Origin of the sequence: Massilia eburnea (assembly GCF_009720745.1) — a bacterium.
In the GTDB taxonomy this organism is placed as follows: domain Bacteria; phylum Pseudomonadota; class Gammaproteobacteria; order Burkholderiales; family Burkholderiaceae_D; genus Rugamonas; species Rugamonas eburnea.
Map to the genome: position 1 here is coordinate 17200 of NZ_WNKX01000017.1, position 25090 is coordinate 42289.

Consider the following 25090-nt stretch of genomic DNA (forward strand, 5'->3'; position numbering starts at 1 on the left):
ATTTGATTTGAATCAAGCGACAGTGGCTTCTGCAGTGGCCTGCTGGTGGAGCATGGCGTCGAAGTCGGCGGCGGGAAGGGGGCGAGCAAACAGGTAACCCTGGCCGTAGTCGCAACCGGCTGCGGCCAGCAGGTCGCGCTGTTCGGTGGTTTCTACGCCTTCTGCGATCACGCTCAGGCCAAGTTTGTGCGCCATGACGATGATTGCGTCGGATAGCGCCATGTCGCTCGAATCCGGCGCGAGGTTGCGGGTAAAACTGCGGTCGATCTTGAGGTAATCGATGTCGAACTTTTTCAGGTAAGACAGGGACGAATAGCCGGTGCCGAAATCGTCCAGCGCCACCTGGATGCCGGCGTCACGCAGCAGCAGCAGCTTGTCGGTGACGCTGGTACTCGCGTCCAGCAACAGGCCCTCGGTGATTTCCACCACGATGCTCTCGCCGGGCACGCCCAGCTGCTGCAGGAAGGCCAGCCAGCCGGCATAGCTGCCGCGTTCGCGCTGGAATTCCATCGGCGACTGGTTCACGCTGACCTGGAAGCCGGGATGGACTTCGGCGCGCCAGCGCTTGACCCAGTGCGCCGATTCGCGCAGCACCCATTCGCCGATATCGACAATCAGGCCGCTCGATTCGGCCAGCGGGATGAATTCGAGCGGGCTGACCATGCCGCGCTGCGGGTGCTCCCAGCGGATCAGGGCCTCCGCTTTGTGCACCTTGCCGGTCTGGAGGTGCACGATGGGCTGGAAGTACAGTTTGAGCTGGTTGCCTTTCAACGCGCCGCGCAGGTCGTTGGTCAGGCGCATGCGGTTCAGCGCCGCCACCTGCAGGGCCGGTGTGAAGTAGCTGAAACGGTTGCGGCCCGCCCCCTTGGCGGCGTACATGGCCTGGTCGGCGTGCTTCAGCAAGTCTTCCATATTGCCGGCATCGTCCGGGTAGATGGTGATGCCGATCGAAGCGGACACGAAGGCCTGCTCCTGCCCCAGCTGGAACGGCATGCGCAGGCTGTCGATGATGTGCTGGGCGATGTCTTCCACCCGGTCCACCTCCGCCAGTTCGGGCAGGATCACGGTGAATTCGTCGCCGCCCAGGCGCGACACGGTGTCCGACTGGCGCACGCAGGCGCCGATGCGGCGCGCCGCTTCCACCAGCAGCACGTCACCCTGGTGGTGGCCGAGGGTGTCGTTGACTTCCTTGAAGTGGTCAAGGTCGATGAACAGGATGGCGATGCGGGTGCCGTCACGGCGCGATTTCAAAATATCGTGCTGCAGGCGGTCGAGGAACATGCGGCGGTTCGGCAGCTGCGTCAGCGTGTCGAAGTTGGCCTGCTGCCAGATCAGCGCCTCGGTCTCCTTTTTCTCGGTGATGTCTTCGATCATGCACAGGTGGTGCGGCTGGCTCTCCGTTTCCACCGCGTTGATCGAGGCTTCCACCCAGACGATGCGGCCGTCGGGACGCATCAGTCGCGTCTCCAGCTTGAAGCCGGTGATCTGCTGCGCCGACAGCTGTGCCATCTTTTCCCGCTCCGGCGCCACGTCGTCCGGGTGGCAGATATCGAGCCAGCGGCAGTTGCGCATTTCCTGCGCCGAGCGGCCGGCAATTTCGGCGAAACGCGGATTGACGTCGCGGAACTGGCCGTCGCCCGAGTCGATCAGCGCAATGCCCATCGGCGCCGCTTCAAACATGGTGCGGAAACGCTGCTCGCCTTTGCGGATGGTTTCCTCTGCGCGCGTACGTTCGCGCGTGAGCAGCGAGAAGTGGATCGCCCCGCCCAGCACCAGCAGGCCGGCCGCCACGCCGAGTACGCGGTACAGCAAGGTCAGGTCGGAGCCGGGATCGGCGTTGTACAGGAAGCCGTTCCAGGTAGCGCCTTTCGGCATCATGCCCAGTTCCGTGTAGATGTCGGCGATGTGCTGCCAACGGTCCGGGTTCATGTAGCCGATTTCCACCAGCACCGGCTGCACCAGCGGCACCATCTGGCGCGCCTCATACAGCAAATGCATGCGGTCGTGCTGGCGCGAGTATTTGTTGAGAATCAGGTCGACGACTTCTTCCTGGTGGCTCATGGCGTACTGCCAGCCGCGCATGCTGGCGGCGCGGAAGGCGCGTACGCGGTCCGGGTGATTCTTGATTTCCGCTTCGCTGGTGAACAGGTTGTCGCCATAAAAGTCGATGCCGGCGGCGCGCGGACTGTAGATATCGTAGGGGAACCCCAGCCGGTCAAGATAATCCGGCTCATTGGTCACATAGATCGACATGGCGTCGACTTTGCCTTTTACCAGGTCGTCCGGATTGAAGCTGTGCTCCACGCGCACGAACTGGTTGGCGCCGATGCCCTCCTTGCGCAGGTAGGCGATCACCTCGTCGGCCTGGGTCAGTTCATCGGTCAGGGAGCCGATCATCGCGCGCTTGCCGATAATGCTGCGGATATCCGGCGCCGGCCCGGTCTGGCGCATCGCCAATGCATAAGGGGAATGCTGGAAGATCACGGCCAGCACCACCAGCGGCTTGCCGGACAGGCGGGCCAGCAGCAGGCTGCTGCTGCCAACCCCGTATTGGGCCCGGCCATCGACCACGGCGCGTTCCGGCTCGTTGCCGTCATTGCCCTCAAGGATCTGGACGTCCAGGCCGGCATCGCGGTAGTAGCCCTTTTCCAGGGCGGCGTAATAGCCGGCAAACTGGAACTGGTGGCTGTGCTTCAGCTGGAGTATGACGCGGTCCTGCGCCTGCGCCGATGACGCAGACAGCAGCAGAAAGACGAACAGGCCAGCCAGGAATTGGGGCACGTTTTTTCCGGATACAAAGTTGGCGGGGTCTACCTGCCGATTGTATCCGCTTCACAGCGCGCAGCGCGCCGAGTGTGGCATTCCTGCTGCAAAATCCTATGGAAATGCAGCAGGTGATAGCACATTAGTGATTACTGGCGGTTACTTGCGGCCAGGGCGGCTGCCGCTCTTGGCCGGAGCCGCTTTCGGTTTCACCTTGATGGTGTCGAGGATGGAAGGGCGTGCCTTGGTTTCCACCGTGGCGCGCGCCGTCATCGAACCGGTCAGCGCGTTCGGCTTGCCGCCGCGCGCGACGTGGGCCGGCGGAGGCAGGCCGGCGCCGCGCTTCTGCTGGCCCGGCGCCAGCATCGGCATGGCGCGCTTGCCGGACGATGCCTTGAAGTTCTCTTCGCCGACGCGGTAGGGCGGGATCAGGTGGCGTTCGCCATCGCCGATCAAATCGCCGCGGCCCATGCGGCGCAGGGTCTCGCGCAGGATCGGCCAGTTCTTCGGATCGTAATAACGCAGGAAGGCCTTGTGCGCCTGGCGCTGTTTCAGCGTGCGCGGGGTTTCCACGTTTTCCGAATTCTCGGTGACCTTGTGCAGCGGGTTCTTGCGCGAGTGGTACATGGCCGATGCCATCGCCATCGGGGTCGGCATGAAGGTCTGCACCTGGTCGAGGCGGAAGTTGTTCTTCTTCAGCCACAGGGCCAGGTTCAGCATGTCCTCGTCCGTCGTGCCCGGGTGGGCGGCGATGAAGTAAGGGATCAGGTACTGCTTCTTGCCCGCTTCCAGCGAATACTTCTCGAACATCGCCTTGAATTCGTCGTAGGCGCCGATGCCCGGCTTCATCATCTTGCTCAGCACATTGGTTTCGGTGTGCTCGGGCGCGATCTTCAGCAGGCCGCCCACGTGGTGGGTCACCAGCTCTTTCACGTATTCAGGCGAACGCACGGCCAGGTCGTAGCGCAGGCCGGACTGGATCAGGATCTTCTTCACGCCCTTGATTTCGCGCGCCTTGCGGTACAGCTGGATCAGTTTGCTGTGGTCGGTGCCCAGGTTGACGCAGATCGACGGGTAGACGCAGGACAGGCGGCGGCAGGTCTCTTCGATCGACTTGTCCTTGCAGGACAGGCGGTACATGTTCGCGGTCGGGCCGCCCAGGTCGGAGATGATGCCGGTGAAGCCCTTGGTCTTGTCGCGGATATGCTCGATCTCGCGCAGGATGGACGGCTCGGAACGGCTCTGGATGATGCGGCCTTCGTGCTCGGTGATCGAGCAGAAGGTGCAGCCGCCGAAGCAGCCGCGCATGATGTTGACCGAGAAGCGGATCATTTCCCAGGCCGGGATATTGGCATTGCCATAGCTCGGGTGCGGGGCGCGCGAGTACTCCATGTCGTACACGCCGTCCATTTCGTCCATGGCCAGCGGCAGCGGCGGAGGGTTCATCCATACGTCGCGGTCGCCGTGCTGCTGCACCAGCGCGCGCGCATTGCCCGGGTTCGATTCGAGGTGGAACACGCGCGAGGCGTGGGCGTACATCACGGGGTCTTCCTTGACCACTTCGTAGGATGGCAGGCGCACCACGGTCTTGTTGTGCTTTTCCTTGGCGGCCGCCAGGCGCTCTTCGCGGGTCATGATGATGACCGGCTTGAGCACCGGTTCCGGCGCGGCGTTCTCGGTGGCGCATTCCTTCTTGTCTTCCTTCGCCATGGCGTAAGGATCGGGATGCGGGTCGACGCGGCCCGGCACGTCGACGCGGTTCGAGTTGTGCACCGACCATTCGCCGGACGGCAGCCAGCCGTGCGGCACCAGGAAGGCGGTGCCGCGCAGGTCCTTGATCTCCTTGATCTTTTCGCCCATGTCCAGGCGGCGGGTCAGGTCGACCAGGGCGCGTTCGGCGTTACCGAAGATCAGCAGGTCGGCCTTGGACTCGGTCAGCACCGACTTGCGCACCTTGTCCGACCAGTAGTCGTAGTGGGCAATGCGGCGCAGCGAGGCTTCGATGGAACCGATGATGATCGGCGTGCCGGGGAAGGCTTCGCGCGCCTTCTGGGCGTACACGGTCACGGCGCGGTCAGGGCGCTTGTTCGGCTCGGCGTTCGGCGTGTAGGCGTCGTCGGAGCGGATCTTGCGGTCGGCCGTATAGCGGTTGACCATGGAGTCCATATTGCCGGCGGTGATGCCATAGTACAGGCGCGGCTTGCCCAGGGCGCGGAACGATTCCACATTGTGCCAGTCCGGCTGGGCGATGATGCCCACGCGGTAGCCTTGCGCTTCCAGCAGGCGGCCGACCAGGGCCATGCCGAAGCTTGGGTGGTCGATGTAGGCGTCGCCGGTCACCAGGATGACGTCGCACTGGTCCCAGCCCAGGGCGTCCATTTCGGCGCGGGACATGGGAAGGAAAGGCGCAGCAGAAGCGCGCGCAGACCGCTTGGCGACGGCCGCGAAAAGATTGGCTGGGGAATTCATCCCGGCATTGTACCGGAAATCACCGGTTAGCGCCCGCTTCGGCTTGCAAAAATCCTTTAAGTTTCAGTAACTTGTGACGTTCCAGCAAGGTGTTTTGGGCAAATACTCATTGAACATCGTGCCATTTTTGCTATAACGGGTATACAACGTCTTCCATGGAGTGAAAATCATGCGACGCAGACTGTACTACATGCTTCCCAATGTAAAAGCCGCCCGCGCAGAACTGGACGAACTGCTGCTGGCACGCATCGAAGAACGGCATATCCACTTCATGGCCAAAGAGGGCACCCTGCCCGATGACATGCCAGATTGCAATTTCCTGCTGCGAACGGACCTGGTCCACGGCGCCAAGCTGGGGATCGCCATTGGCGGGATTGTGGGACTGTGCGCCGGTGTCTTCCTGGTTGCTTTCCCACCCGAAGGACTGACCCTGCGTACCATGACCATTTTGCTGGTCATGCTGGGCGGTGCACTGTTCGGCGGCTGGGCCAGCGGCATGAATGCGGCGGCGGTGCCCAACAAGAAGCTGGATCAGTATTCAGAGCGTATTGAACAAGGTCAGGTCCTGATGATGGTAGACGTGCCGGTGCGGCGCATGAAGGAGATCGAGGAAATGATCGCCAAACGTCATCCTGACTTCAACTTTGGCGGTGAAGAACCGCCCATGCTGGCCTTCCCATAAGGCTAGCCTCCCGGGGGCCGGCCGGACAGCCGGTAATACCCCGGGTTCCATTCCGAAAGCGGGCTGCGGCCCGCTTTTTAAATGCCCATATTGCCCAGAATACGGGTCAGTTCGCGCAAGGTCGGCTCGAGCGCCGGATGCTTTGCCGCGAACTGCGCCGTGATTTCCTGCGTGCGTTCGGCCAGGCCGTAGGTGCTGGTGCCGCCCTCCGGCTCGGCCGGCTGGTCGAGGATTTGCTTGATGTCGCTATCGAGCTGGCGCAACAGGACCATCAATTCGTCATCGACCGGGCCGTGGTGTGCCAGAGAGGCGTGCAATTGGCGGAGAGTCTCCTTCAGCTTGGTGTCCATGATTCCTTTCCCCGTTGAAGTGGCTATGCCTTCTTTATACACCCATCTGGCGCGAGGCGCTTAGTTGGCTTTCAAGCCGCGGCGCTCGAGCAGCGGTTCGATGCGTGCATCGCGGCCGCGGAACTCGCGGTACATCTGCATCGCATCCATGGTGCCGCCTTTGGACAGCAGGGCCTTGCGGAAGTGATCGCCATTCTTGCGCAGCATGCCGCCGTTTTCGGTGAACCATTCGACGGTGTCCGCGTCCAGCTTCTCCGACCACAGGTAGCCGTAATAGCCGGCCGAGTAGCCGCCGGCGAACACGTGCGAGAAGTAGGTGGTGCGGTAACGCGGCGGCACCGGTGCGAAATCGATGCCGGCGTCTTTCAGCACGGAAGACTCGAAGCCCAGCACGTCGGTCGGGATCTTGTCTGCCGGCAGCTGGTGCCAGCGCTGATCCAGGATCGAGGCCGCCAGGTATTCGGTGGTGCGGAAGCCTTCGTTGAACTTGGCCGATGCCTGCACCTTCTCCAGCAACTCCTTCGGCATGGGCGCGCCGGTCTGGTAATGCTTGGCATAGTTGTTCAGCACTTCCGGCCAGGCCATCCACATTTCGTTGACCTGCGACGGGAATTCCACGAAGTCGCGCGGCACGCGGGTGCCCGCAAAGCGCGGGTACTTCACGTGGGAGAACATGCCGTGCAGCGCGTGGCCGAATTCGTGGAACAGGGTGCGCGCTTCGTCGTATGTCAGCAGGGTCGGCTCGCCGGCTGCAGGCTTGGGAATGTTCAGGTGGTTCGCCACCACCGGCTTGGTGCCCAGCAGCGTGGACTGCGACACATAGGCATTCATCCATGCCCCGCCACGCTTGTTGCTGCGCGCGTAGAAATCGCCCAGGAAGATCGCCAGCTGTTTGCCGTCGGCATCGAACACGTCGAACACGCGCACGTCCGGCTGGTACACCGGCAGGTCCTTGCGCTCCTTGAAGGTGATGCCGTACACCTTGTTGGCAGCATAGAAGACGCCGTTCTGCAGCACGTTATCCAGTTCGAAGTAAGGTTTCAGCTGGTTCTGGTCGAAGGCGTAGCGTTCCTGGCGCACTTTGTCGGTGTAGAAGGCCCAGTCCTGCGCGGCGTTGGCGAAACCGCCCTTCTCCGCATCGATCACGGCCTGGATGTCGGCCGATTCCTTGCGTGCGTTGTTGACGGCCGGCTTCACCAGCTCGCCCAGCAGCTTGTTGACGGCGTCGGTGTCGTGCGCGGTCTGGTCTTCCAGCTGGTAAGCGGCGTGCGATGGATAGCCAAGCAGGGCGGCGCGTTCGGCGCGCAGCTTGGCGATCTTCAGCACCACTTCCCGGTTGTCGAAATCGCCCCCATGGCTGCCGCGCGCCAGCGAGGTGGCCAGCAGGCGCTCACGGGTCGTACGGTTGGTCAGCACTTCCAGCGGCGCCTGGCCGGTAGTGTTGGCGATGGCGATCAGGAATTTGCCTTCCATGCCTTTGGCTTTGGCGGCGGCGGCCGCGGCGTCGATCGCCTTGTCGGACATGCCGGCCAGTTCTTCGCGCGTATCGACCACCAGTGCGGAAGCGTTGGCTTCCTTCAGCACGTTCTGGCTGAAGGTGGTGGACAGGGCGGCCAGCTGCGCGTTGTAGGCTTTCAGCTTTTCCTTGTCGGCGGCGGACAGCTTGGCGCCCGCGCGCACGAAGTCGGTGTGGTAGCGTTCCAGCAGGCGTTTGGACTCCGGATCCAGCTTCAGCTTGTCGCGCTTGTCGTACAGGGCCTTGATGCGCGCGTACAGTTTTTCATTGAGGCGGATCGCATCGCTGTGGGCGGACAGCTTTGGCGCCAGTTCGCGGTTCAGCGCTTCGAAATCGTCATTGGTGTTGGCGCCGGACAGGTTGCCGAACACGGAGCTGACGCGGTCCAGCAGGCGGCCGGAACGCTCCATCGCCACGATGGTGTTCTCGAATGTCGGCGCGGCCTTGTTGTTGGCGATCCTGGCGATTTCCCCCGCCTGTTCCTTCATGCCTTCCTCGTAGGCAGGGCCGTAATCCGCGTTCTTGATTTTGTCGAATGCCGGATAGTTCAGCGGCAGCCTGGACTCTTGCGCAAACGGATTGGATGCCGGCAGGGCGGCGTTGGCGGCACCGGCTACTGCCAGGCTGGCAGCGATGACCAACAATTTGGGACGGAACATTCTCTCTCCTGTTTTGTAATGTTTCGAGGCGCACGATGATAGCAACCTTGCCGCGCAAAGTCATGTTGCACTGCGCCGCATTTGCTGTCATTCTTTCTGACCCGCAGTGCCAAAAATTGGAGAGCGTTATGAAAGTAATAGCTTGCCTTGCACTCGCAGTGTGCAGCGCCTCGCCTTTCGCGGCCAAGGCCGCCGTGATCGACTTTGAAGACTTGCCGCACCTGGCCTACTTTGAGTTTTCATCCGAGCTGTCGCATGGCTACCAGATCACCCATGGCGGAAGCGGCATTGACCCTTTCGCCTATGTCGTGGGCCCTGCTGGCGAGGATGCCTTGAAGTATTCCGGCGATGGCACCAAGCGCCTGGTGACCTTCAATACATCCACCATTACCGTCAGCCGTCCCGATGGCGGCGCCTTTGATTTTCTTCAGTTTGATGGCGGCGAGAGCTGGCTGGATATGCCCCACGTCTGGGCGCGCCAGATCCAGGTGCTTGGGCAACTGGAGACTGGCGGCACGGTCTCGAAAATATTCAACCTGGATTTGTTCAAGGATCCGCAAAAGGGGATGCAGCAATTCCTGCTCGACGACCGCTTTCGCAACTTGATGTCGGTGACTTTTTCCGGCCTGGGGGCGACTGGCGGCGGACCTGAATTCTCGCTCGATAACCTCGTGGTGCAGCCGGACCTTGTGCAGCTCAATGCACCGTCCGGCCTGTGGCTTGCGGGCGCGGGATTAGCCGCTTTGGCCTTCACCCGCCGGCGGCAAATCAATAGTGGGGCGGCGGCTCGTTGAGCGGAGTCTGGTTGGCTTGCGAGGTGGTGCGGACGCGTTCTGCCAGCGCCACCAGCATGGCCTCCAGCTGGTCGATCTGCTTCTGTTGTTCGTAGACGCGCTGGTTCAGCGACTCCACCAGGTCTTCCTGGTGCGCCAATTTGATTTCAATATCGATGAAACGGTCTTCGCTGCTCACAGCCTGCTCCTGCCACGGGTAAAGCAGGCATTTTACTATTTCAGGTAGACGCCACCGCAAAGGATGATGTCTTCCTCCGGCACGCAATACATGGTTTTGGGTTCGATCTTGCCGGTGACGGGGTTGTTGAATTTGTAGTCCTGCCAGAAGGGGACTTTTTTCTTCGCCATCTCGACGCGTTCCTTGACGAAAGGTTTACCGTCGACGTCCTTCAATTCAATCAGGTTCTTGCCGATCATCTTGGCATTGGCGCCGTGCGCACGCACGACGCCGTCGTTGCCGTAGACGACCAGGTACAGGTCACGGTCGCTGAACGGGCCATCCTTCTTGTTGATTTCAGCGAAGGTCTTTTCGCGGCCGTTGGCCTTCAGGTATGCCTGGGCTTTTTTGACCATTGCCTCGGCTTCAGGTTTGGTCACGACATCGGCAGCGCAGACGATTGGTGCCTCACCCAGCAGGGCGGCGAGCAGGAAAATGCGAGCTAACATGGGAGCCTCCTGTCCTAAGGAAGAGTTCCCATGCTAGCACCAATCATGCCGGGTTAATGTCGCGTGGAGCCGACAACAATTCCTTCATGCGCGCCAGGCGTTCGCGCGGCGACAGGACTTCCGATTCAGTCGGCGGGGCGGTTCCTACGTCGAGCGCCATCTCGGCGATGAAGCGCGATACGTCGCACTGCACATGTTCGCCGCCGCGCTTGCGCTTCTTGCACCAGGTGAGCTGCAGGGTGCGCTGGGCACGCGTGATCCCGACATACATCAGGCGCCGCTCTTCTTCGATGCGCTGCGCCAGCAATTCGACCGGTGCGTCCGGATCGCCCTTGTGCGGCAGGATGCCTTCTTCCACGCCGACCAGAAAGACATGCGGATACTCCAGGCCCTTCGATGCGTGCAGGGTCGACATGCGGATCGCGTCCGGCTCCTCGTCCTTCCCGTCGAGCATGGACATCAGGGCTACCATCTGCGTCAGCTCCAGCACGTTCTTTTCTTCGCCATCGCGGTCCTTGCCGCCGCGGCCGCGGTCCTTCAGCCAGTTGACGAAGTCCATCACGTTTTCCCACTTGGCCTGCGCCGCCCTTTCTTCGAAAGCGTCGTACAGGTAGTGCTCGTAGTGCATGCCTTCCATCAGGTCGTCCAGCACCTGCGCCGCGTTGTCGCCGCTGCCGGAAGGGCCGGGACGCGTGGCGCGCGATTCCAGTTCGAGGATGAAGTTGCAGAAGTCCTGCAGGGGCTTCAGCTGGCGGTCGTTCAGCACCGCTTCGATACCGCCTTTGAACACGGCCTCGAACAGCGAGCATTGCCACTTGCCTGAGAATGAGCCCAGCGCTTCCAGCGTCGACTGGCCGATGCCGCGGCGCGGGGTGGTCGCTGCACGGATGAAGGCGGGATCGTCGTCCGGATTGGCCATCAGGCGCAGGTAGGCCATGATGTCCTTGATCTCCGCCTTGTCGAAGAAACTCTGGCCGCCGGAAATCGTGTACGGGATGCGCTGCGTGCGCAAGGCCTGCTCGATCACGCGCGCCTGGTGGTTGCCGCGATACAGGATCGCATAATCCGCCCACTTGTTCTTGCGCTCGAAGTGGTCGGCCGAAATCATGATCGCGACCTGCTCCGCCTCCTGCTCCTCGTTCGGCATCGAGTGCACCTTGATCGGCTCACCAATGCCCAGTTCCGACCACAGCGATTTCTCGAACAGTTTCGGATTGTTCTGGATCACGGCATTGGCCGCCTGCAGGATGCGGGTGGTGGAGCGGTAGTTCTGTTCCAGCTTGATCAGGCGCAGGTCGGGGAAGTCGACCTGCAGCAGCGCCAGGTTTTCCATGGTGGCGCCGCGCCAGCCGTAGATCGCCTGGTCGTCGTCGCCCACGGCGGTGAACATCGGCTTCTTGCCCAGGCCCGTCACCATCAGTTTCACCAGTTCGTACTGGCAAGTGTTGGTGTCCTGGTACTCGTCGATCATCAGGTAGCGCAGGCGGCGCTGCCACTTGTCGCGCACCGTGTCGTGGTTGCGGAACAGCTCCACCGGCAGGCGGATCAAGTCATCGAAATCGACCGCCTGGTAGGCGGCCAGGGTCGCGATATAGCTGCCGTAGATGCGCGCCGATTGCGCCTCGTCTTCGGTCTGCGCCTGTTTCAGTGCTTCCTCCGGCGTCACCAGGCCGTTCTTCCACAGCGAGATGTCGTTCTGGATGCGGCGGATCAGGTTCTTGTCGGTGGTGATGGCCAGATCCTGGACCAGCGAATAGCAATCGTCGCTGTCCATGATTGAAAAACGGTCTTTCAGCCCCAGATGGTTACATTCCTGGCGCAGGATGCGCACGCCGAGCGAGTGGAAAGTACAGACGGTCAGCAGCTTGGCCTGGCGCGGCTGCTTGAGCATCTTGCCGACGCGCTCCTGCATTTCGAGCGCAGCCTTGTTGGTAAACGTGAGCGCGGCGATCGTGCGCGGGTCATAGCCGCGATCCTCGATCATATGGGTAATTTTTTGCGTAATGACGCGTGTCTTGCCCGAACCGGCGCCCGCCAGTACCAGGGCCGGGCCGTCGAGATAGAGCACGGCCTCGCTCTGGGGCCCGTTAAGGCCGAACTGGGGTGCATTGGACATCCCGGCATTGTACAGAATATAGTGGTATCAAACCTCCGAAATAGCAGGCAAAAGTATTATGAAATTTGAACATTTGATAGAAGTGAACGACCTCCTCAACCCGCTGAGCGACACCATTTCGCACCAGCAGTTGTGGCGCGGCCTGGTGCTGCGCGCAGAATCGCCCAAGCTGTTCGTCCCGCACCTGGACGAAGCGGAAATCTCCAGCCGCACGGACGCCGGTTTCAGCCGCCGCCTGCGCTACGGCGATGTTGTCATTGAAGACAATGTTGTCTTGCATGAACCGTATGTGGTGCGCTACAACGTGCCGGCGCAGAAGGACATCAGCGCCTCCAGCCTGACCATGACGATCGAGATGCCGCAGCCGGAGCGGCTGTACGTACGCTTCCAGTACGACGACGGCCATGACGCCGCGACCGATGCCGCCAACGCCATGTACGACGATTTCCGCCGCTCCGCTTACCAGGAGTCGGACATCGACACCATTCGTGTGCTGCGCGAACTGGCCAGCCAGGGCCGCCTGGATTCGGCCCTGAACTGACAACGCTTAGCAGCCGGGCGTGCAATCGTTCGGCACCGGCTTGGGCGGGGGAGGCGGTTTTTGCAGCTCCTTCGACAAGTCGCGCAGGGCGGTGCGCAAGCCTTCTTCCACCACCGGATGATAGAAGGGCATGTCCAGCATCTGGTCGATGGTCATCCTGGCCTGGTGCGCCCAGGCCAGCAGGTGGCCGATGTGCTCCGCGCGCGGCCCGACCATCTCGGCCCCGAGGAAGCGCCCGCTTCCATACTCCCCGTAGACGCGCAGCAGGCCTTTGTTCTGGCGCATGACGCGGCTGCGGCCCTGGTCGTCGAAGCTGACGGCGCCGATCGCGAAATGTTCGCGGCCATTCAATAGTTCCTGGTAGCCCTGGCCCACGGTGGCGATCTGCGGCTCGCTGAAGGTAATGGCGAGCGGAGTGCGGCGCAGGCCGCGCTTCACTCCGGGGTAACTGGCGGCATTGGCGCCGGCAATCCGTCCCTGGTCCGCCGCTTCAGGCAGCAGCGGAATTTCGGCGCTCGCGTCGCCGGCGATGAAGATGCAGCTCTCGCCGCACTGCATGGTGTGGCGGTCGAACTTCGGGACGCCTTTCTCATCCAGCGCCAACCCGCTGTGGTCGAGGCCCAGGCCGGAGACGTTCGGCGTGCGGCCCGTGGTGACCAGCACGTAATCGAATTGCTCGACGCGTTCTTCCGTCCCGCAGTTGGCGCCGCGCGTGCGCAGTTCCAGGCCGTCGCCTGCGCGCTGGATGGCCGCTACTTCGGTGCGGAAGCGGATATCCATTTCTTCGCCCAGTGCTTGCGCGGCGGATGCCCGTACTTGCGGGTCCTTGAGTTGGGCCACGCTATCGCCACGCGCGATGAGGACGACGCGTACGCCGAGGCGGTGCAGGGCCTGGCCCAGTTCCAAACCGATCACGCCGGCGCCGATGACCGCCACGGAGCGCGGCAGGTCGGTCCATTCGAAAACGGCATCGCTGCTGATCACGCGCGGACCGGCTGCTGCCCATCCAGAAGGAATCTCCGGGCTGGACCCGGTGGCGATGACGACGGCTTTCGCAGCCACTTCAAGGTTCGCGCCAATCTGCAGGCGATCGGGGGCGGTAAAGCGCGCGCGCCCATGCACTTTGTCTTCAGCCGGCATGGCGGCGACGTTCTCCAGCACGAAGCCGACAAAGCGGTCGCGCTCACTGCGTACACGCTGCATCACGGCCTTGCCATCGATGTTCAGTTCACCGGGATGGACGCCAAAGCCGGGCGCTTCGCGCACCGCATGCGCCGCTTCGGCCGCCGCAATCAGCAGCTTGCTCGGCATGCAGCCCACGCGCGCGCATGTGGTGCCGTGCGGGCCGTCCTCAATCAGCACAACGTGCTTGCCGGCGTTGCGCGCCGCCCGGTAGGCACTTAGCCCAGCCGTACCTGCCCCGATCACCGCCACATCGCATTGGATGGTTTCCATCTTGCCTCCGACATGAGTAATGCATTAGTATGACTTATCTTTTCGAGCTTGTATTAAGCATATCTTATGGAAAATCTGGACTACCGCGCGCTGGCGGTGCTGGATGCCGTTGCCAGCCAAGGCAGCTTCGAAAAGGCGGCCAATGCGCTCGGCATCAGCCAGCCAGCCGTATCCCAGCGCATCAAGGCGCTCGAAGACGCGGTCGGCCGATTGCTGATCGTGCGCGGCTCGCCCGCCGAAGCGACAGGCCTGGGCCAGCGCCTCATCTCGCATTACCGGAACGTCAAGCTGATGGAGGCGGCGCTCGACATCGATCTTGGCCACCAGACCAGCATGCCCGAAATTGCCATTGCCGTCGATACCGCCAGCCTGGCGACCTGGTTCCCGTCCGCCTTGCGCCCCTTGTTGTCGCCGCCGCGCTGCCAGCTGGATGTGGAGTGCGCGGAGCGCGAAGTGGCGCTGCACCTGATGCGCGAAGGCGCAGTGTTTGGCTGCGTGGCGGCGCGGTCCGACGTGCCTTCGCCTGCTGCGGCGGGGTCGTCCGCCAGTCCGCTTGGCGCCATGCGATTCGTGTGCGTGGCTGCGCCTTCGTTCGCGGGGCATTGGTTTGGCGATGGATTCGTGGCCGAGGCGTTGGCGCTGGCGCCGGCGGTGGTGCATGACCGGGATCTGATGGCGCGCTTCCTGGCGCGCGAGGCGGGGTATGTCAGGCCGTTCCCGCACCATACTTTGCCTTTGTCGACGGCGTTGAACGATACGGTGCTTGGCGGGATGGCTTATGGATTGATGCCCTACCTGCAGGCGGCGCAGGGTTTGTCGCAAGGGACGCTGGTGGATTTGCTGCCGGGGCGGCATATCGATGTGGAGCTGGATTGGCATGCGTGGGAGCTGGATACGCCATTTACGCATGCGCTGAATGAGCAGATTGTGGCGACCGCGCGGCGCTATCTCGTGCAGCCCTGAAAACCGGTAAACCTGGGTCTGCCCCAAGGGTCAGACCCTGTCAGCGCTGCAGCCTCGAATTTTGGATGTGCGCCGTTGATCTTCTCAATAAGTCAAAAGCCTGGAACCAACTACACGACCTTAAGACCGTTGGGGGTCTGACCCTTGGGTCAGGCCCTGGTTTACCGGGTTAGATGTCGACCGGATCCACCTCCAGCGACCACTTGATCCGCGTCTTCTGCTCCCGCAGCGCCAGCATCCACTCTTTCAGGAACGCCTGCAGCGCCGGCCGCGAGGGCGATTCCACCAGCAACTGCGCGCGCTCCATGTTATGCACGCGCGCCATGCTCATCGGGATCGGCTCATTGATCGTGATCCCCTCATGCCGCACCAGGTCGCGCGCCCCGCGCAGGAATTCCAGCGCCAGCTCCAGCTCGCGCGCCTCGGCCCGCAAGATCGCCTGGTACAAATAAGGCGGCAGCCCAGCCACCTCGCGCTCCCCGAGCAGCGAATTGGCAAAGTAATCGTAATCATGCGCCACCAGGGCGGAGAACAGCGGGTGCTGCGGATAGCTGGTCTGCACCAGCACTTCGCTTTCGCTGCCCCCCTGGCGCCCAGCCCGTCCCGCCACCTGCATCAGCTGCGCGAACAGCCGTTCGCTGGCGCGGTAATCCTGCGAGAACAGCGAACTGTCCGGATTCATGATCCCCACCAGGGTCAGGTTCTTGAAGTCGTGCCCCTTGGCGACCATCTGCGTGCCGACCAGGATGTCCACCTCCTGCCGGTGCACACTATCGAAAGCCTCCTGCGCACTGCCCTTGCGGCGCGTGCTGTCGGCATCGATACGCAGCACGCGCGCCTGCGGGAACAGCTCCTGCAAACTTTCCTCAATGCGCTGGGTGCCGCGCCCCAGCGGCTGCAAATCGATATTGCCGCAGGTCGGGCAATGACGAGGAATGCGCATCTCCAGGCTGCAGTGATGGCAGCGCAGCCGGTAATCGCTCTTGTGCAGCACCATCGACGCCGTGCAGCGCTTGCACTCGCTGACCCAGCCGCATGACTCGCAGGTGATCACCGGTGAATAGCCGCGCCGGTTGAGGAAGAGCAGCGACTGCTCGCCGCGCTCCATGCGCAGCTTGATCGCCTCCACCAGCTGTTCCGACAGGCCTTCCTGCCCGCGCCGGCGCGAGGTGTCGATCAGCTTCACGGAAGGCAGCACCGCCTGCTGCACCGCGCGTTCGCGCAATTCCAGCTTGCGGTAGCGGCCCTTGAGCGCGTGATGCCAGCTTTCCAGCGAAGGCGTAGCGGAGCCCAGCATCACGGGGATCTGCAACTGGTGCGCGCGCCACACGGCGAGGTCGCGCGCGGAATAGCGCAGGCCTTCCTGCTGCTTATACGAAGGATCATGCTCCTCATCGATCACGATCATCTTCAGGTTCGGCATCGACGCGAGGATCGAGAGGCGCGTGCCCAGCACGATGCGCGCCTTGCCTTCATGCGCGGCCAGCCAGTGCAGCATGCGCTCGCCCTCGGACAGGCGGCTATGCAGCGTGGACAGCATCACGCCGGGGAAGCGCGTGCGGATATTGGTTTCCAGCTGCGGCGTCAGGTTGATTTCCGGGACCAGCACCAGCACCTGTCCCTGCGGCTCGCGCGCCAGCACCTGGGCGCAAGCTTGCAGGTAGACTTCGGTCTTGCCGCTGCCGGTAACGCCATACAGCAGGAAGGGCGCGAAACCCTGCGCGCCGACGATGGCATCAACCGCCTCCTGCTGTCCCGCATTCAGCTGCGGCACATTGGCCGGCGCGGGGTCGTGCGGCTCTTCCAGCTTGGCCAGCTTCTTGATGGCACGGTCCAGCGCGACGGTGCTGGCCACCCGCAGGTTCTTGGGCAGGCCGGGCAGGGCTACTTCACCCAAGGGGCGCTGGTAGTACTCGGCCGCAAAGCCGGCCAGCGCAAGCCATTGCCGGGACAGCGGCGCCAACTGGCTGCGCACCGCCAGTGCGGCTTTCAGCTTTTCTTCTGGAACATCCGTTTCCTCCAGGACATCCACAATCAGCCCAACCACCTCGCGCGGACCGAATGGCACCAGTGCCAATTGTCCTACACGCGGTTCTTCTGATTTTTCGCAATCCCAGCGGTAATCAAAGACCGCGTTAAGCGGCGTGTCCAAGGCAATTCTGAGAATGCAGTGCGCCATCCAGAGCTATCGATCAATGGTTTTTTAACTATCCACAGAAACTGGGGATAACTTTGTGAACAAACGGTCTGGAATTCTGAGCAAGCACTAACCTCCAGCTTGCAATCCGAGAAAACCCGGCAAAAGCGCCTATTTTTTCTCGTTTAAATTCAAACACTTATAACATACGTCCTAGGAGCGCCGGAATGTGCATATTTTTCTGCGCTCTGTGCATAAGTGCACCATTTAGGGGCCAGATTTTTGTTGAAATCAAGCTTTATTTGCGCTCCAAAGGGTGGAAAACGTGCCTGATGCGCCACAACATCCAGCCAGGCATTGTACACAGGCATGCGCCGCAAGGTTTGTGTTTCCGCAAGTGTTTTCGCCACCAAAAATCTTAGCGAAAAATCATGCAATGCAACATGACTCTAAGATAATTCCTACAAGTTTTCAGTAAGTGCCGGTTTACTAAGGTCTTTTGGCTTTTTTCCACAGTTTTTGTGGATAACTTTGTGGAGAATGACCCAACAAAGTAGCTTGCCCCTTGGGATAAGGTTTACAAAAGCCAAAACATTGACAAATCCAGTAAAAATTAATCTCTTAAAAATCAGCGACTTACGATTAGCGCGAGAGGAGAGTCCTGACGGCTGCCTCTTATTTCCGCAGTAAAAATTTTTGTGTATAAGTTGCTTCTGCACGAAATAAAAAAGGGCGCCGCAGCGCCCTTTGGCCGGAAACTTCGGGGATCAGCCGCCGCGCAGTGTGCGGCTGTAGCTGTGCACGGTATCCACCAGCACCGACACCGACTCCGGCGGCGTGAACTGGGAAATGCCGTGGCCCAGGTTGAAGACGTGGCCGCTATTGTGCGGGCCGTAAGCATCCAGCACACGGCGCACCTCGGCCGCGATCTGGTCCGGCTGGGCGAACAGGACGGCCGGGTCGATATTGCCCTGCAGGGCCATCTTGTGGCCCACCAGTTCGCGGATCTTGCCGATGTTGGCGGTCCAGTCCAGGCCCATGGCGTCGGCGCCGATGGCGGCGATTTCTTCGGCCCAGTGGCCGCCGCCCTTGGTGAATACGATGGCAGGGATTTTCACGCCGTCTTTTTCACGCTTCAGCAGGCTCACTACCTGCTGCATGTATTGCAGCGAGAACTGCTGGTAGGCGCCGTCGGCCAGCGCACCGCCCCAGGAGTCGAAGATCATCACGGCTTGCGCGCCGGCGTCGATCTGGGCGTTCAGGTATTCGGCTACTGCGCGCGCGTTCACGTCCAGGATGTGGTGCATCAGGTCCGGGCGCGCGTACATCATCTTCTTGATGGTGTGGAATTCGCGCGAGCCCTGGCCTTCGACCATATAGCAGGCCAGCGTCCACGGGCTGCCGGAGAAGCCGATCAGCGGCACGCGGCCATTCAGCTCGGTGCGGATCTGGGTCACGGCCTTGAATACATAGTCCAGCGAGCCGGCCGGCGGCAGCTGCAGCGCCTTGACGTCTTGCTCGGTCTTCAGCGGGCGCTCGAACTTCGGGCCCTCGCCTTCCACGAAGTACAGGCCCAGGCCCATCGCGTCCGGCACCGTCAGGATGTCGGAGAACAGGATGGCCGCGTCCAGCGCATAGCGGTCGATCGGCTGCAGGGTGACTTCGGTTGCCAGGTCCGGGTTGGTCGCCAGGCCCATGAAGGAACCCGCCTTCTGGCGCGTTGCGCGGTATTCAGGCAGGTAGCGTCCGGCCTGGCGCATCAGCCACACCGGGGTATATTCGGTCGGCTGGCGCAGCAGCGCACGCAGGAAGGTATCGTTCTTCAGCTGGGCAAATTGTGGCATGAAAGACAATCTAAAGCTTGTAGAAAGGGGGTATTATCGCATCCCCGCCCTGTTTTTACGCATTTGGAGCGCCCATGACATCCAACTCGACAGCGCCGTTTGGCGCCTGGCCTTCGCCGATCAGCGCCGACATGGTGGCAGCGGGCGCCACGCCGCTGTCTTCGGTCGTCCTGGACGGAACGGATATCTATTGGCTGGCTGGCCGCGCAGCGGAAGCCGGGCGCACCACCATGATGCGCCGCCGCAGTGACGCCACAGAAGAAGTGACGCCGATGCCGTTCAATGTGCGCAGCCGCGTTCACGAATACGGCGGCGGCGCCTATGCCGTGGATGGCGGCCAGCTGGTGTTTTCCCACCATGGGGATAATCGCTTGTACCGCCTGGGCGCCGACGGCGTCCCTCAGGCCTTCACCTCGCCGGGCCGGCAGCGTTTCGCCGATTTCGTATTCGACCACGCGCGTGCGCGCCTGATTGCGGTGCGTGAGCAGCATCCGGAAGACGAAGGTTCGCATGCGCAACCGGTGAATACCATCTGCGCGGTCGGATTCGATGGCGGTGAGCGTGTGCTCGTGATGGGCAACGACTTCTATTCTTCGCCACGCCTGTCGCCTGATGGCCGACGGCTGGCATGGCTGTCGTGGGATCACCCCCGCATGCCGTGGCAGGGCACCGAACTGTGGGTGGCCGACGTGGAAGCCGACGGGCGGCTTGGTTCGCCGGCGCGGGTAGCGGGCGGGCCGCAGGAATCGATCTGCCAGCCCGAATGGTCGCCGGCCGGCGTGCTGCATTTTGTCTCCGACCGCAGCGGCTGGTGGAACCTGTACTGCCAGCGCGACAGCGGCGCCGAGGCGCTGTGTCCGATGGCGGCGGAATTCGCGACCCCGCATTGGACCTTCGGCAATTCTCTCTATGGATTCAGTGCAGAGGGCGAAATCGTCTGCAGCTATATCGAGCAGGGCGTCAGCAAGCTGGCGCGCTTGCGCACCGGCGGCACCGTCCTGGAACCGATCGAAACTCCTTACCAGGAAATCCGCGAACTGCGCGTGGGTGAAGGCTATGTTGTCGTCTTGGCCGGCAGCCCGGCCATCGCGACCGAAATCGCCCGCATCGACCTGGCCAGCGGCGAACGTTCAGTGCTGGAGCGTTCGATTGCCAGCCTGCCGGACCTGGGTTACCTGTCCATCCCTGAAAGCATCAGCTATCCAAGCGCACATGGCCGCACGGCATACGCCTTCTTCTACCCACCCGCCAACCGCGACGTACGCGCGCCGGCAGGCGAGAGGCCGCCGGTCATCGTGATCAGCCACGGCGGGCCGACCGGCATGGCGGCCAGCACCCTGAGCCTGAAGACGCAATACTGGACCAGCCGCGGCTTCGGCGTGCTGGACGTGAATTACGGCGGCAGCACCGGCTTTGGCCGTGCCTTCCGCGACGCGCTCAAAGGCCAGTGGGGCGTAGTCGATGTCGAGGACTGCATCGCAGGCGCCCGCTACCTGGTCGACCAAGGCCTGGCCGATGGCGAACGCCTGATCATCCGTGGCAGCAGCGCCGGCGGCCTGACCACGCTTTGCGCGCTGACCTTCCACGATGTATTCAAGCTGGGCGCCAGCTATTACGGCGTGTCCGACCTGAAGGGCCTGGACGACGACTCGCACAAATTCGAATCGCACTACAACGAATACCTGATCGCACCCAAAGCGCAGGCGGAGGCCGTCTACGCCGAACGCTCGCCGATCAAGCATACCGACCGCCTGTCGCGCCCCATGATCTTTTTCCAGGGCCTGGACGACAAGGTAGTGCCGCCGCAGCAATCGCAAGCCATGGTGGACGCGCTGCGCAAGCGCGGCATTCCGGTCGAATACGTGGAGCTGGAAGGTGAAGGCCACGGTTTCCGCAAGGCCGACACCATCGTGCGCACGATGCAGGCGGAGCTGGCCTTCTACCAACGCATGTTTGGCCTGGCGGGATGAGCGATACCCTGCTGTCGGAATTCGAGTCGCTCGAAGGACCCGAGAAAGCCATCCTCGCCCTGCTGTCGCTGGTGGGCGACCCGATGGGCCGCACCGCCATCCTCGACCACATGGTCACGGCCGGCGTGCACGACGCGAGTGGCCAGCCCTTCAATACCCTGACGCTGGACGATCCGCTCCTCAAGCTGGAACGCCTGGCCTTCACCACCTCTGTGGCCGGGCGCGGCTATGCCTGCAATGCGCGCCTGCGCTGGCCCGCGATCCGCGCCGCCATCGGCGCCCACCTGCTGGACGATATCTGCAAGGCCTATGAAGTACTGAACCCGATGCGCCAGAACTGGAACGGCGCCTACGAGCCGCGCAGCTACCGCCACGGCGTGGCGCGCCTGCGCATGGCGCTGCTGCGCGGCCGGCCGCCGCAGGACGTGATGCCGCTGCTGGCCGCCTGCATGGTGTGCTACGAAGCGGCCCAGCTGAATCCTGTCGTCGACATCTTCTCGCGTCCTTTCGAAGCGGGAATGCTCCTGCTGGTGCATCCGGCCATGCAGGATGATGTGCTGATGCTCCTGGTCCAGCATACGCAGCGCGAGCCGGCGCTGGCGCCGCAGGTACGCAGCTACGCCGAGCGCCACCTGCAGCGGCGCCTTGCGGCCGGGCAGGAAATCAGTCCGGCCTTGCGCCTGGCGATGGCGGAACACGCCATCCTGTGCGGCAAGCTGGCCGATGCGGTGCGCTTCCTGGAGGGGATGGACGGCGCGCTGGTGCAATGCTTTGCCAGCGCGATCATGGTACTGCGCGGCGAAGTGCCGGCCGCGATCAATGGCTTTGAAACAGCGCTGAAGGCGATCCGCCGCGAGTCCGGCAAGCGCAAACACCTGTTCCAGGGCATCGCCGGCCATCTTTATGTGCTGGCACTGCTGCGCAGCGGCGACGCCAAACATTTGAAGTCGGCCGAGAGCTACCTCGACCTCGCCGTGCACGCCCAGCACAATCCCGACAGCGCGGTCTACCAACAACTGAGCATGCTGCGCCAGATCCGCGCCGGCACCATGCAGGCCGAACTGGTGACGCAACGCGCCTGGGAGACGCCGCTGCAGGCGCAAATGTTCCAGTGCATGCTGTATTACTGGCTCGCGCTGCCGCAGCTCAAGCAGCGCCGCGCCGAATTGCAGGACTTGTCGCAAGCGGCGGCAGCGGCGGGTTTCCTGCTGTTGGCGGGCGGCGCGGAGAGTTTGCTGGGCCACCTGGGCGACGAGGGCTCCGCCAGGCGCGCATCGTCATGGCGCGAACAGCTTGGCTTCAGCGACATGGCCACCTGGTTCGAGCGGCAGGAGGCCTGGGAGCGCCAGCTGGCCGCGCTGATCAACCTGCAGCAGGGCGGCGCCGAAAACAGCGGCGAAATGCGCCTGGTCTGGGTGATCAGCTATGGCTCGCGGCAAGGCATTGCGGAAATCGAGCCGCGCGAACAAAAACGCGATGCGCGAGGAGCCTGGGGCAAGGGCCGCCCGGTGGCGCTCAAGCGCCTGCGCGACGATGCGGCGCAGATGGAATTCCTGACGCCGCAGGATTTGCGCATCACCAGCGCCATCCTGCCGTCGCGCCAGGCCTATTCTTCCGGCCTGCGTTATGACATCGACGCCGAGCAAGCCGTGCTTGCGCTGGTCGGTCATCCGCTGGTGTTCTGGATGGATGCGCCGGATACCCGGGTCGAACTGCTGGCCGGGGCGCCGGAGCTGCTGATCCGCACGCAGCAGGGGCAGCTGCACCTTTCGCTGCAGCCCGCCATCGAGAACCTGAATGCCAATGTGATCGTGGTGCGCGAGACGCCGAACCGCCTGCGCGTACTCAGCGTGCAGGACGAGCATCGCCGCATCGCCGCCATCGTCGGCGATGGCCTGACCGTGCCGCAGCATGCCAAGGACCAGGTGCTGAAAGCGATCGGCGCAGTGTCTTCGATGGTGACCGTGCAGTCGGACATCGGCGGCGGCGCCGCCAATGCGGAGCAATGCGAGGCCGATCCGCGCCTGCATATCCACCTGCTGCCTTACCAGCAAGGCTTGAAAATGCAGCTCCAGGTACGCCCGCTGCGCGATGCCGGGCCTTATTACGCGCCCGGCGCCGGCGCTGAAAGCGTGATCGCCGACGTCAATGGCCGCTCGGTGCAGGCGCGCCGCAGGCTGGCCGATGAACGCGACGCCGAACGCCAGCTGGTCCTCAAATGCGAAGTGCTGCAGCAGGCAACCGAAGAACACGGCGAGTGGCTGCTGGGCGAACCCGCGCTGTGCCTGCAATTGCTGGCCGAACTGCAGGGCATCGAAGAAGACAAGATTGTGCTGGCCTGGCCGGAGGGCGAAGCCTTCCGCGTCACCAAGCCCGCCTACACCAAGCAGCTGCGCCTGAACATTAAGAGCAAGAAGGACTGGTTCGCCGCCAGCGGCCAACTCGTGGTCGACGAAGACCGCGTACTGGACCTGCGCTCGCTGCTGGACATGATCCGCGCCAGCAAGAGCCGCTTCATTGCGCTGGGCGACAAGGAATTCCTCGCCCTGTCGGAAGAACTGCACCGCCGCCTGTCCGAGCTGGCGGCTTACGGCGAAGACGACGATGCCGGCATGAAGGTGCACCGCCTGGCCGCCTTCGTGCTGGAGGAACTGGCGAACGACGTCGGCACGCTGGAAGCGGATGCCATGTGGCGCCAGCACCTGCAGCGCATCGAGTCCAGCACCAGCTACGCGCCGCAGCTGCCAAGCACCCTGCAGGCTGAATTGCGCGACTACCAGCTCGCCGGCTTCGAATGGCTGGCCCGCCTTGCGCATTGGGGCGTCGGCGCCTGCCTGGCCGACGACATGGGCCTGGGCAAGACCCTGCAAGCGCTCGCGCTGGTCCTGCTGCGCGCTCCGCAAGGACCGACCCTCGTCGTGGCGCCGACATCGGTCTGCCTGAACTGGGCCAGCGAAGCGGCCCGCTTCGCCCCGACCCTGAACGTGAAAATGTACGCCACCGGCGACCGCGACGACATCGTCAGCAACGCCGGTCCGTTCGACCTGGTGATCACCAGCTACGGCCTGCTGCAGCTGGAGTCGGAACGCTTCACCAAGCCGCAATGGCACACCATCGTGCTGGACGAAGCACAGAACATCAAGAATGCAGCCACCAAGCGCTCGCAAGCCGTGATGGCGCTCAAGGGCGACTTCAAGATGGTGGCCACCGGCACGCCGCTGGAAAACCACCTGGGCGAGCTGTGGAACCTGTTCCGCTTCATCAATCCTGGCCTGCTGGGCAGCCACGAGCAATTCAACCTGCGCTTTGCGGGACCGATTGAGCGCCAGCAGGACCACCGCGCCGAAGTCGGCGCCCGCAACCGCCTGCGCCGCCTGATCGGCCCCTTCGTGCTGCGCCGGACCAAGGCCCAGGTGCTGACCGAGCTGCCGGCCCGCACCGAGATCGTGCTGGAAGTCGACCTGTCGCCGGAAGAAACCGCGCTGTATGAATCGCTGCGCCGCGAGGCGCTGGAAAACCTGGCTTCCATCGAAGGCCCGGCGGACAGGAAGTCGATGCAGATCCTGGCGGAGATCATGAAGCTGCGCCGCGCCTGCTGCAACCCGAACCTGGTGGCGCCGTCGCTGCGGCTGGAGTCGAGCAAGCTGGCCGCCTTCGCGCAACTGCTGGAAGGCTTGCTGGAAAACCGCCACAAAGTGCTGGTATTCAGCCAGTTCGTCGACCATCTCGCGCTGATCCGTGCTCACCTGGACCGCAACGGCATCCAGTACCAATACCTTGACGGCAGCACGCCGATGGCGGCGCGCAAGGCATCGGTGGATGCATTCCAGGCCGGTGAAGGCGATGTTTTCCTCATCAGCCTGAAGGCAGGCGGCGTCGGCATCAACCTGACCGCGGCGGATTACGTGATCCACATGGACCCATGGTGGAATCCCGCGGTGGAAGACCAGGCCTCGGACCGCGCGCACCGCATGGGGCAGCTGCGGCCGGTCACCATTTACCGACTGGTGGCGCGCAACACCATCGAAGAAGGCATCGTGGAACTGCATGCCCACAAACGCGAGCTGGCCGACAGCCTGCTCGATGGCAGCGACACCGCCGCGCGCATGACGGCGGACGATATGCTGGCGATGCTGAACGAAGGCTTGCGCAAGTTCTGACAAGG

At 62.8% G+C, this 25090-nt stretch carries 16 protein-coding genes; 6 read left to right on the plus strand and 10 right to left on the minus strand.

Features of this window, described 5'->3' with window-relative positions; all coding sequences use genetic code 11:
• Nucleotides 1–12: 12 nt before the first annotated feature.
• Both GM658_RS19815 and GM658_RS19820 read right to left on the minus strand, forming a co-directional pair.
• Entirely contained in the window at nucleotides 13–2781 is a 2769-nt protein-coding gene (locus GM658_RS19815) for an EAL domain-containing protein (RefSeq protein WP_170298891.1), read from the minus strand.
• 141 nt (nucleotides 2782–2922) lie between these two features.
• On the minus strand, nucleotides 2923–5232 hold the full coding sequence (locus GM658_RS19820) for a YgiQ family radical SAM protein (RefSeq protein ID WP_155455793.1): 2310 nt from the start codon (nucleotides 5230–5232) through the stop codon (nucleotides 2923–2925).
• 169 nt (nucleotides 5233–5401) lie between these two features.
• On the opposite strand from GM658_RS19820, the gene GM658_RS19825 reads away from it, so the two are divergent.
• Nucleotides 5402–5914: a DUF1269 domain-containing protein gene (locus GM658_RS19825; protein ID WP_229416983.1), complete on the plus strand. Its 513-nt coding sequence runs from the start codon at nucleotides 5402–5404 to the stop codon at nucleotides 5912–5914.
• Nucleotides 5915–5991: 77 nt separating this feature from the next.
• On the opposite strand, the gene GM658_RS19830 is transcribed toward GM658_RS19825, so the two are convergent.
• Nucleotides 5992–6264 carry a DUF4404 family protein gene (locus tag GM658_RS19830; protein WP_155455794.1) on the minus strand — a complete coding sequence of 91 codons (273 nt, stop codon included), beginning with the start codon at nucleotides 6262–6264 and terminating at the stop codon, nucleotides 5992–5994.
• 60 nt (nucleotides 6265–6324) lie between these two features.
• Nucleotides 6325–8439 (minus strand): M3 family metallopeptidase, encoded by a 2115-nt coding sequence (locus GM658_RS19835; RefSeq protein ID WP_155455795.1) that lies wholly within the window; start codon nucleotides 8437–8439, stop codon nucleotides 6325–6327.
• A 128-nt stretch (nucleotides 8440–8567) separates the two neighbouring features.
• Between GM658_RS19835 and GM658_RS19840 the strand changes: the two genes are divergently transcribed.
• Nucleotides 8568–9233 carry a hypothetical protein gene (locus GM658_RS19840; RefSeq protein ID WP_155455796.1) on the plus strand — a complete coding sequence of 222 codons (666 nt, stop codon included), beginning with the start codon at nucleotides 8568–8570 and terminating at the stop codon, nucleotides 9231–9233.
• On the opposite strand, the gene GM658_RS19845 is transcribed toward GM658_RS19840, so the two are convergent.
• The 3 genes from GM658_RS19845 to GM658_RS19855 are packed head-to-tail and all read right to left on the minus strand — an operon-like array spanning nucleotide 9208 to nucleotide 12015.
• The gene (locus GM658_RS19845) at nucleotides 9208–9411 is read right to left on the minus strand and encodes a SlyX family protein (RefSeq protein ID WP_170298892.1); all 204 of its coding nucleotides are present in this window, start codon (nucleotides 9409–9411) and stop codon (nucleotides 9208–9210) included. The genes GM658_RS19840 and GM658_RS19845 overlap by 26 nt on opposite strands.
• A 35-nt stretch (nucleotides 9412–9446) precedes the next feature.
• Entirely contained in the window at nucleotides 9447–9899 is a 453-nt protein-coding gene (locus GM658_RS19850; protein WP_155455797.1) for a cache domain-containing protein, read from the minus strand.
• 43 nt (nucleotides 9900–9942) lie between these two features.
• Nucleotides 9943–12015, minus strand: a complete 2073-nt coding sequence (locus GM658_RS19855; protein ID WP_155455798.1) for a UvrD-helicase domain-containing protein — start codon at nucleotides 12013–12015, stop codon at nucleotides 9943–9945.
• A gap of 58 nt (nucleotides 12016–12073) precedes the next feature.
• Between GM658_RS19855 and GM658_RS19860 the strand changes: the two genes are divergently transcribed.
• Nucleotides 12074–12556, plus strand: coding sequence for an SRPBCC family protein (locus GM658_RS19860; protein WP_155455799.1), 483 nt, complete (start codon nucleotides 12074–12076; stop codon nucleotides 12554–12556).
• Between the two features lie 6 nt (nucleotides 12557–12562).
• Here the strand turns inward: GM658_RS19860 and GM658_RS19865 are convergent, their stop codons facing one another.
• Nucleotides 12563–14011 carry a dihydrolipoyl dehydrogenase gene (locus GM658_RS19865; protein ID WP_155455800.1) on the minus strand — a complete coding sequence of 483 codons (1449 nt, stop codon included), beginning with the start codon at nucleotides 14009–14011 and terminating at the stop codon, nucleotides 12563–12565.
• Nucleotides 14012–14077: 66 nt separating this feature from the next.
• Between GM658_RS19865 and GM658_RS19870 the strand changes: the two genes are divergently transcribed.
• Nucleotides 14078–14974 (plus strand): ArgP/LysG family DNA-binding transcriptional regulator, encoded by an 897-nt coding sequence (locus GM658_RS19870; protein WP_155455801.1) that lies wholly within the window; start codon nucleotides 14078–14080, stop codon nucleotides 14972–14974.
• Between the two features lie 169 nt (nucleotides 14975–15143).
• Here GM658_RS19870 and GM658_RS19875 read toward each other — a convergent pair whose 3' ends face one another.
• Both GM658_RS19875 and hemE read right to left on the minus strand, forming a co-directional pair.
• On the minus strand, nucleotides 15144–17153 hold the full coding sequence (locus GM658_RS19875; protein WP_155455802.1) for a primosomal protein N': 2010 nt from the start codon (nucleotides 17151–17153) through the stop codon (nucleotides 15144–15146).
• 725 nt (nucleotides 17154–17878) lie between these two features.
• Nucleotides 17879–18955: a uroporphyrinogen decarboxylase gene (hemE, locus tag GM658_RS19880; RefSeq protein ID WP_155455803.1), complete on the minus strand. Its 1077-nt coding sequence runs from the start codon at nucleotides 18953–18955 to the stop codon at nucleotides 17879–17881.
• Nucleotides 18956–19029: 74 nt separating this feature from the next.
• Between hemE and GM658_RS19885 the strand changes: the two genes are divergently transcribed.
• Both GM658_RS19885 and GM658_RS19890 read left to right on the plus strand, forming a co-directional pair.
• Nucleotides 19030–20925, plus strand: a complete 1896-nt coding sequence (locus tag GM658_RS19885; RefSeq protein ID WP_155455804.1) for an alpha/beta hydrolase family protein — start codon at nucleotides 19030–19032, stop codon at nucleotides 20923–20925.
• Entirely contained in the window at nucleotides 20922–25085 is a 4164-nt protein-coding gene (locus GM658_RS19890; protein WP_155455805.1) for a DEAD/DEAH box helicase, read from the plus strand. The genes GM658_RS19885 and GM658_RS19890 overlap by 4 nt, the downstream gene beginning before the upstream one ends.
• The last annotated feature ends 5 nt before the right edge of the window (nucleotides 25086–25090 follow it).

Bases quoted from the DNA above. Each gene is read 5' to 3' on its own strand.
- GM658_RS19820 (WP_155455793.1), bottom strand. From the start codon at position 5,232: ATGAATTCCCCAGCCAATCTTTTCGCGGCCGTCGCCAAGCGGTCTGCG.
- GM658_RS19825 (WP_229416983.1), top strand. From the start codon at position 5,402: ATGCGACGCAGACTGTACTACATGCTTCCCAATGTAAAAGCCGCCCGC.
- GM658_RS19830 (WP_155455794.1), bottom strand. From the start codon at position 6,264: ATGGACACCAAGCTGAAGGAGACTCTCCGCCAATTGCACGCCTCTCTG.
- GM658_RS19835 (WP_155455795.1), bottom strand. From the start codon at position 8,439: ATGTTCCGTCCCAAATTGTTGGTCATCGCTGCCAGCCTGGCAGTAGCC.
- GM658_RS19840 (WP_155455796.1), top strand. From the start codon at position 8,568: ATGAAAGTAATAGCTTGCCTTGCACTCGCAGTGTGCAGCGCCTCGCCT.
- GM658_RS19850 (WP_155455797.1), bottom strand. From the start codon at position 9,899: ATGTTAGCTCGCATTTTCCTGCTCGCCGCCCTGCTGGGTGAGGCACCA.
- GM658_RS19855 (WP_155455798.1), bottom strand. From the start codon at position 12,015: ATGTCCAATGCACCCCAGTTCGGCCTTAACGGGCCCCAGAGCGAGGCC.
- GM658_RS19860 (WP_155455799.1), top strand. From the start codon at position 12,074: ATGAAATTTGAACATTTGATAGAAGTGAACGACCTCCTCAACCCGCTG.
- GM658_RS19865 (WP_155455800.1), bottom strand. From the start codon at position 14,011: ATGGAAACCATCCAATGCGATGTGGCGGTGATCGGGGCAGGTACGGCT.
- GM658_RS19870 (WP_155455801.1), top strand. From the start codon at position 14,078: ATGGAAAATCTGGACTACCGCGCGCTGGCGGTGCTGGATGCCGTTGCC.
- GM658_RS19875 (WP_155455802.1), bottom strand. From the start codon at position 17,153: ATGGCGCACTGCATTCTCAGAATTGCCTTGGACACGCCGCTTAACGCG.
- hemE (WP_155455803.1), bottom strand. From the start codon at position 18,955: ATGCCACAATTTGCCCAGCTGAAGAACGATACCTTCCTGCGTGCGCTG.
- GM658_RS19885 (WP_155455804.1), top strand. From the start codon at position 19,030: ATGACATCCAACTCGACAGCGCCGTTTGGCGCCTGGCCTTCGCCGATC.
- GM658_RS19890 (WP_155455805.1), top strand. From the start codon at position 20,922: ATGAGCGATACCCTGCTGTCGGAATTCGAGTCGCTCGAAGGACCCGAG.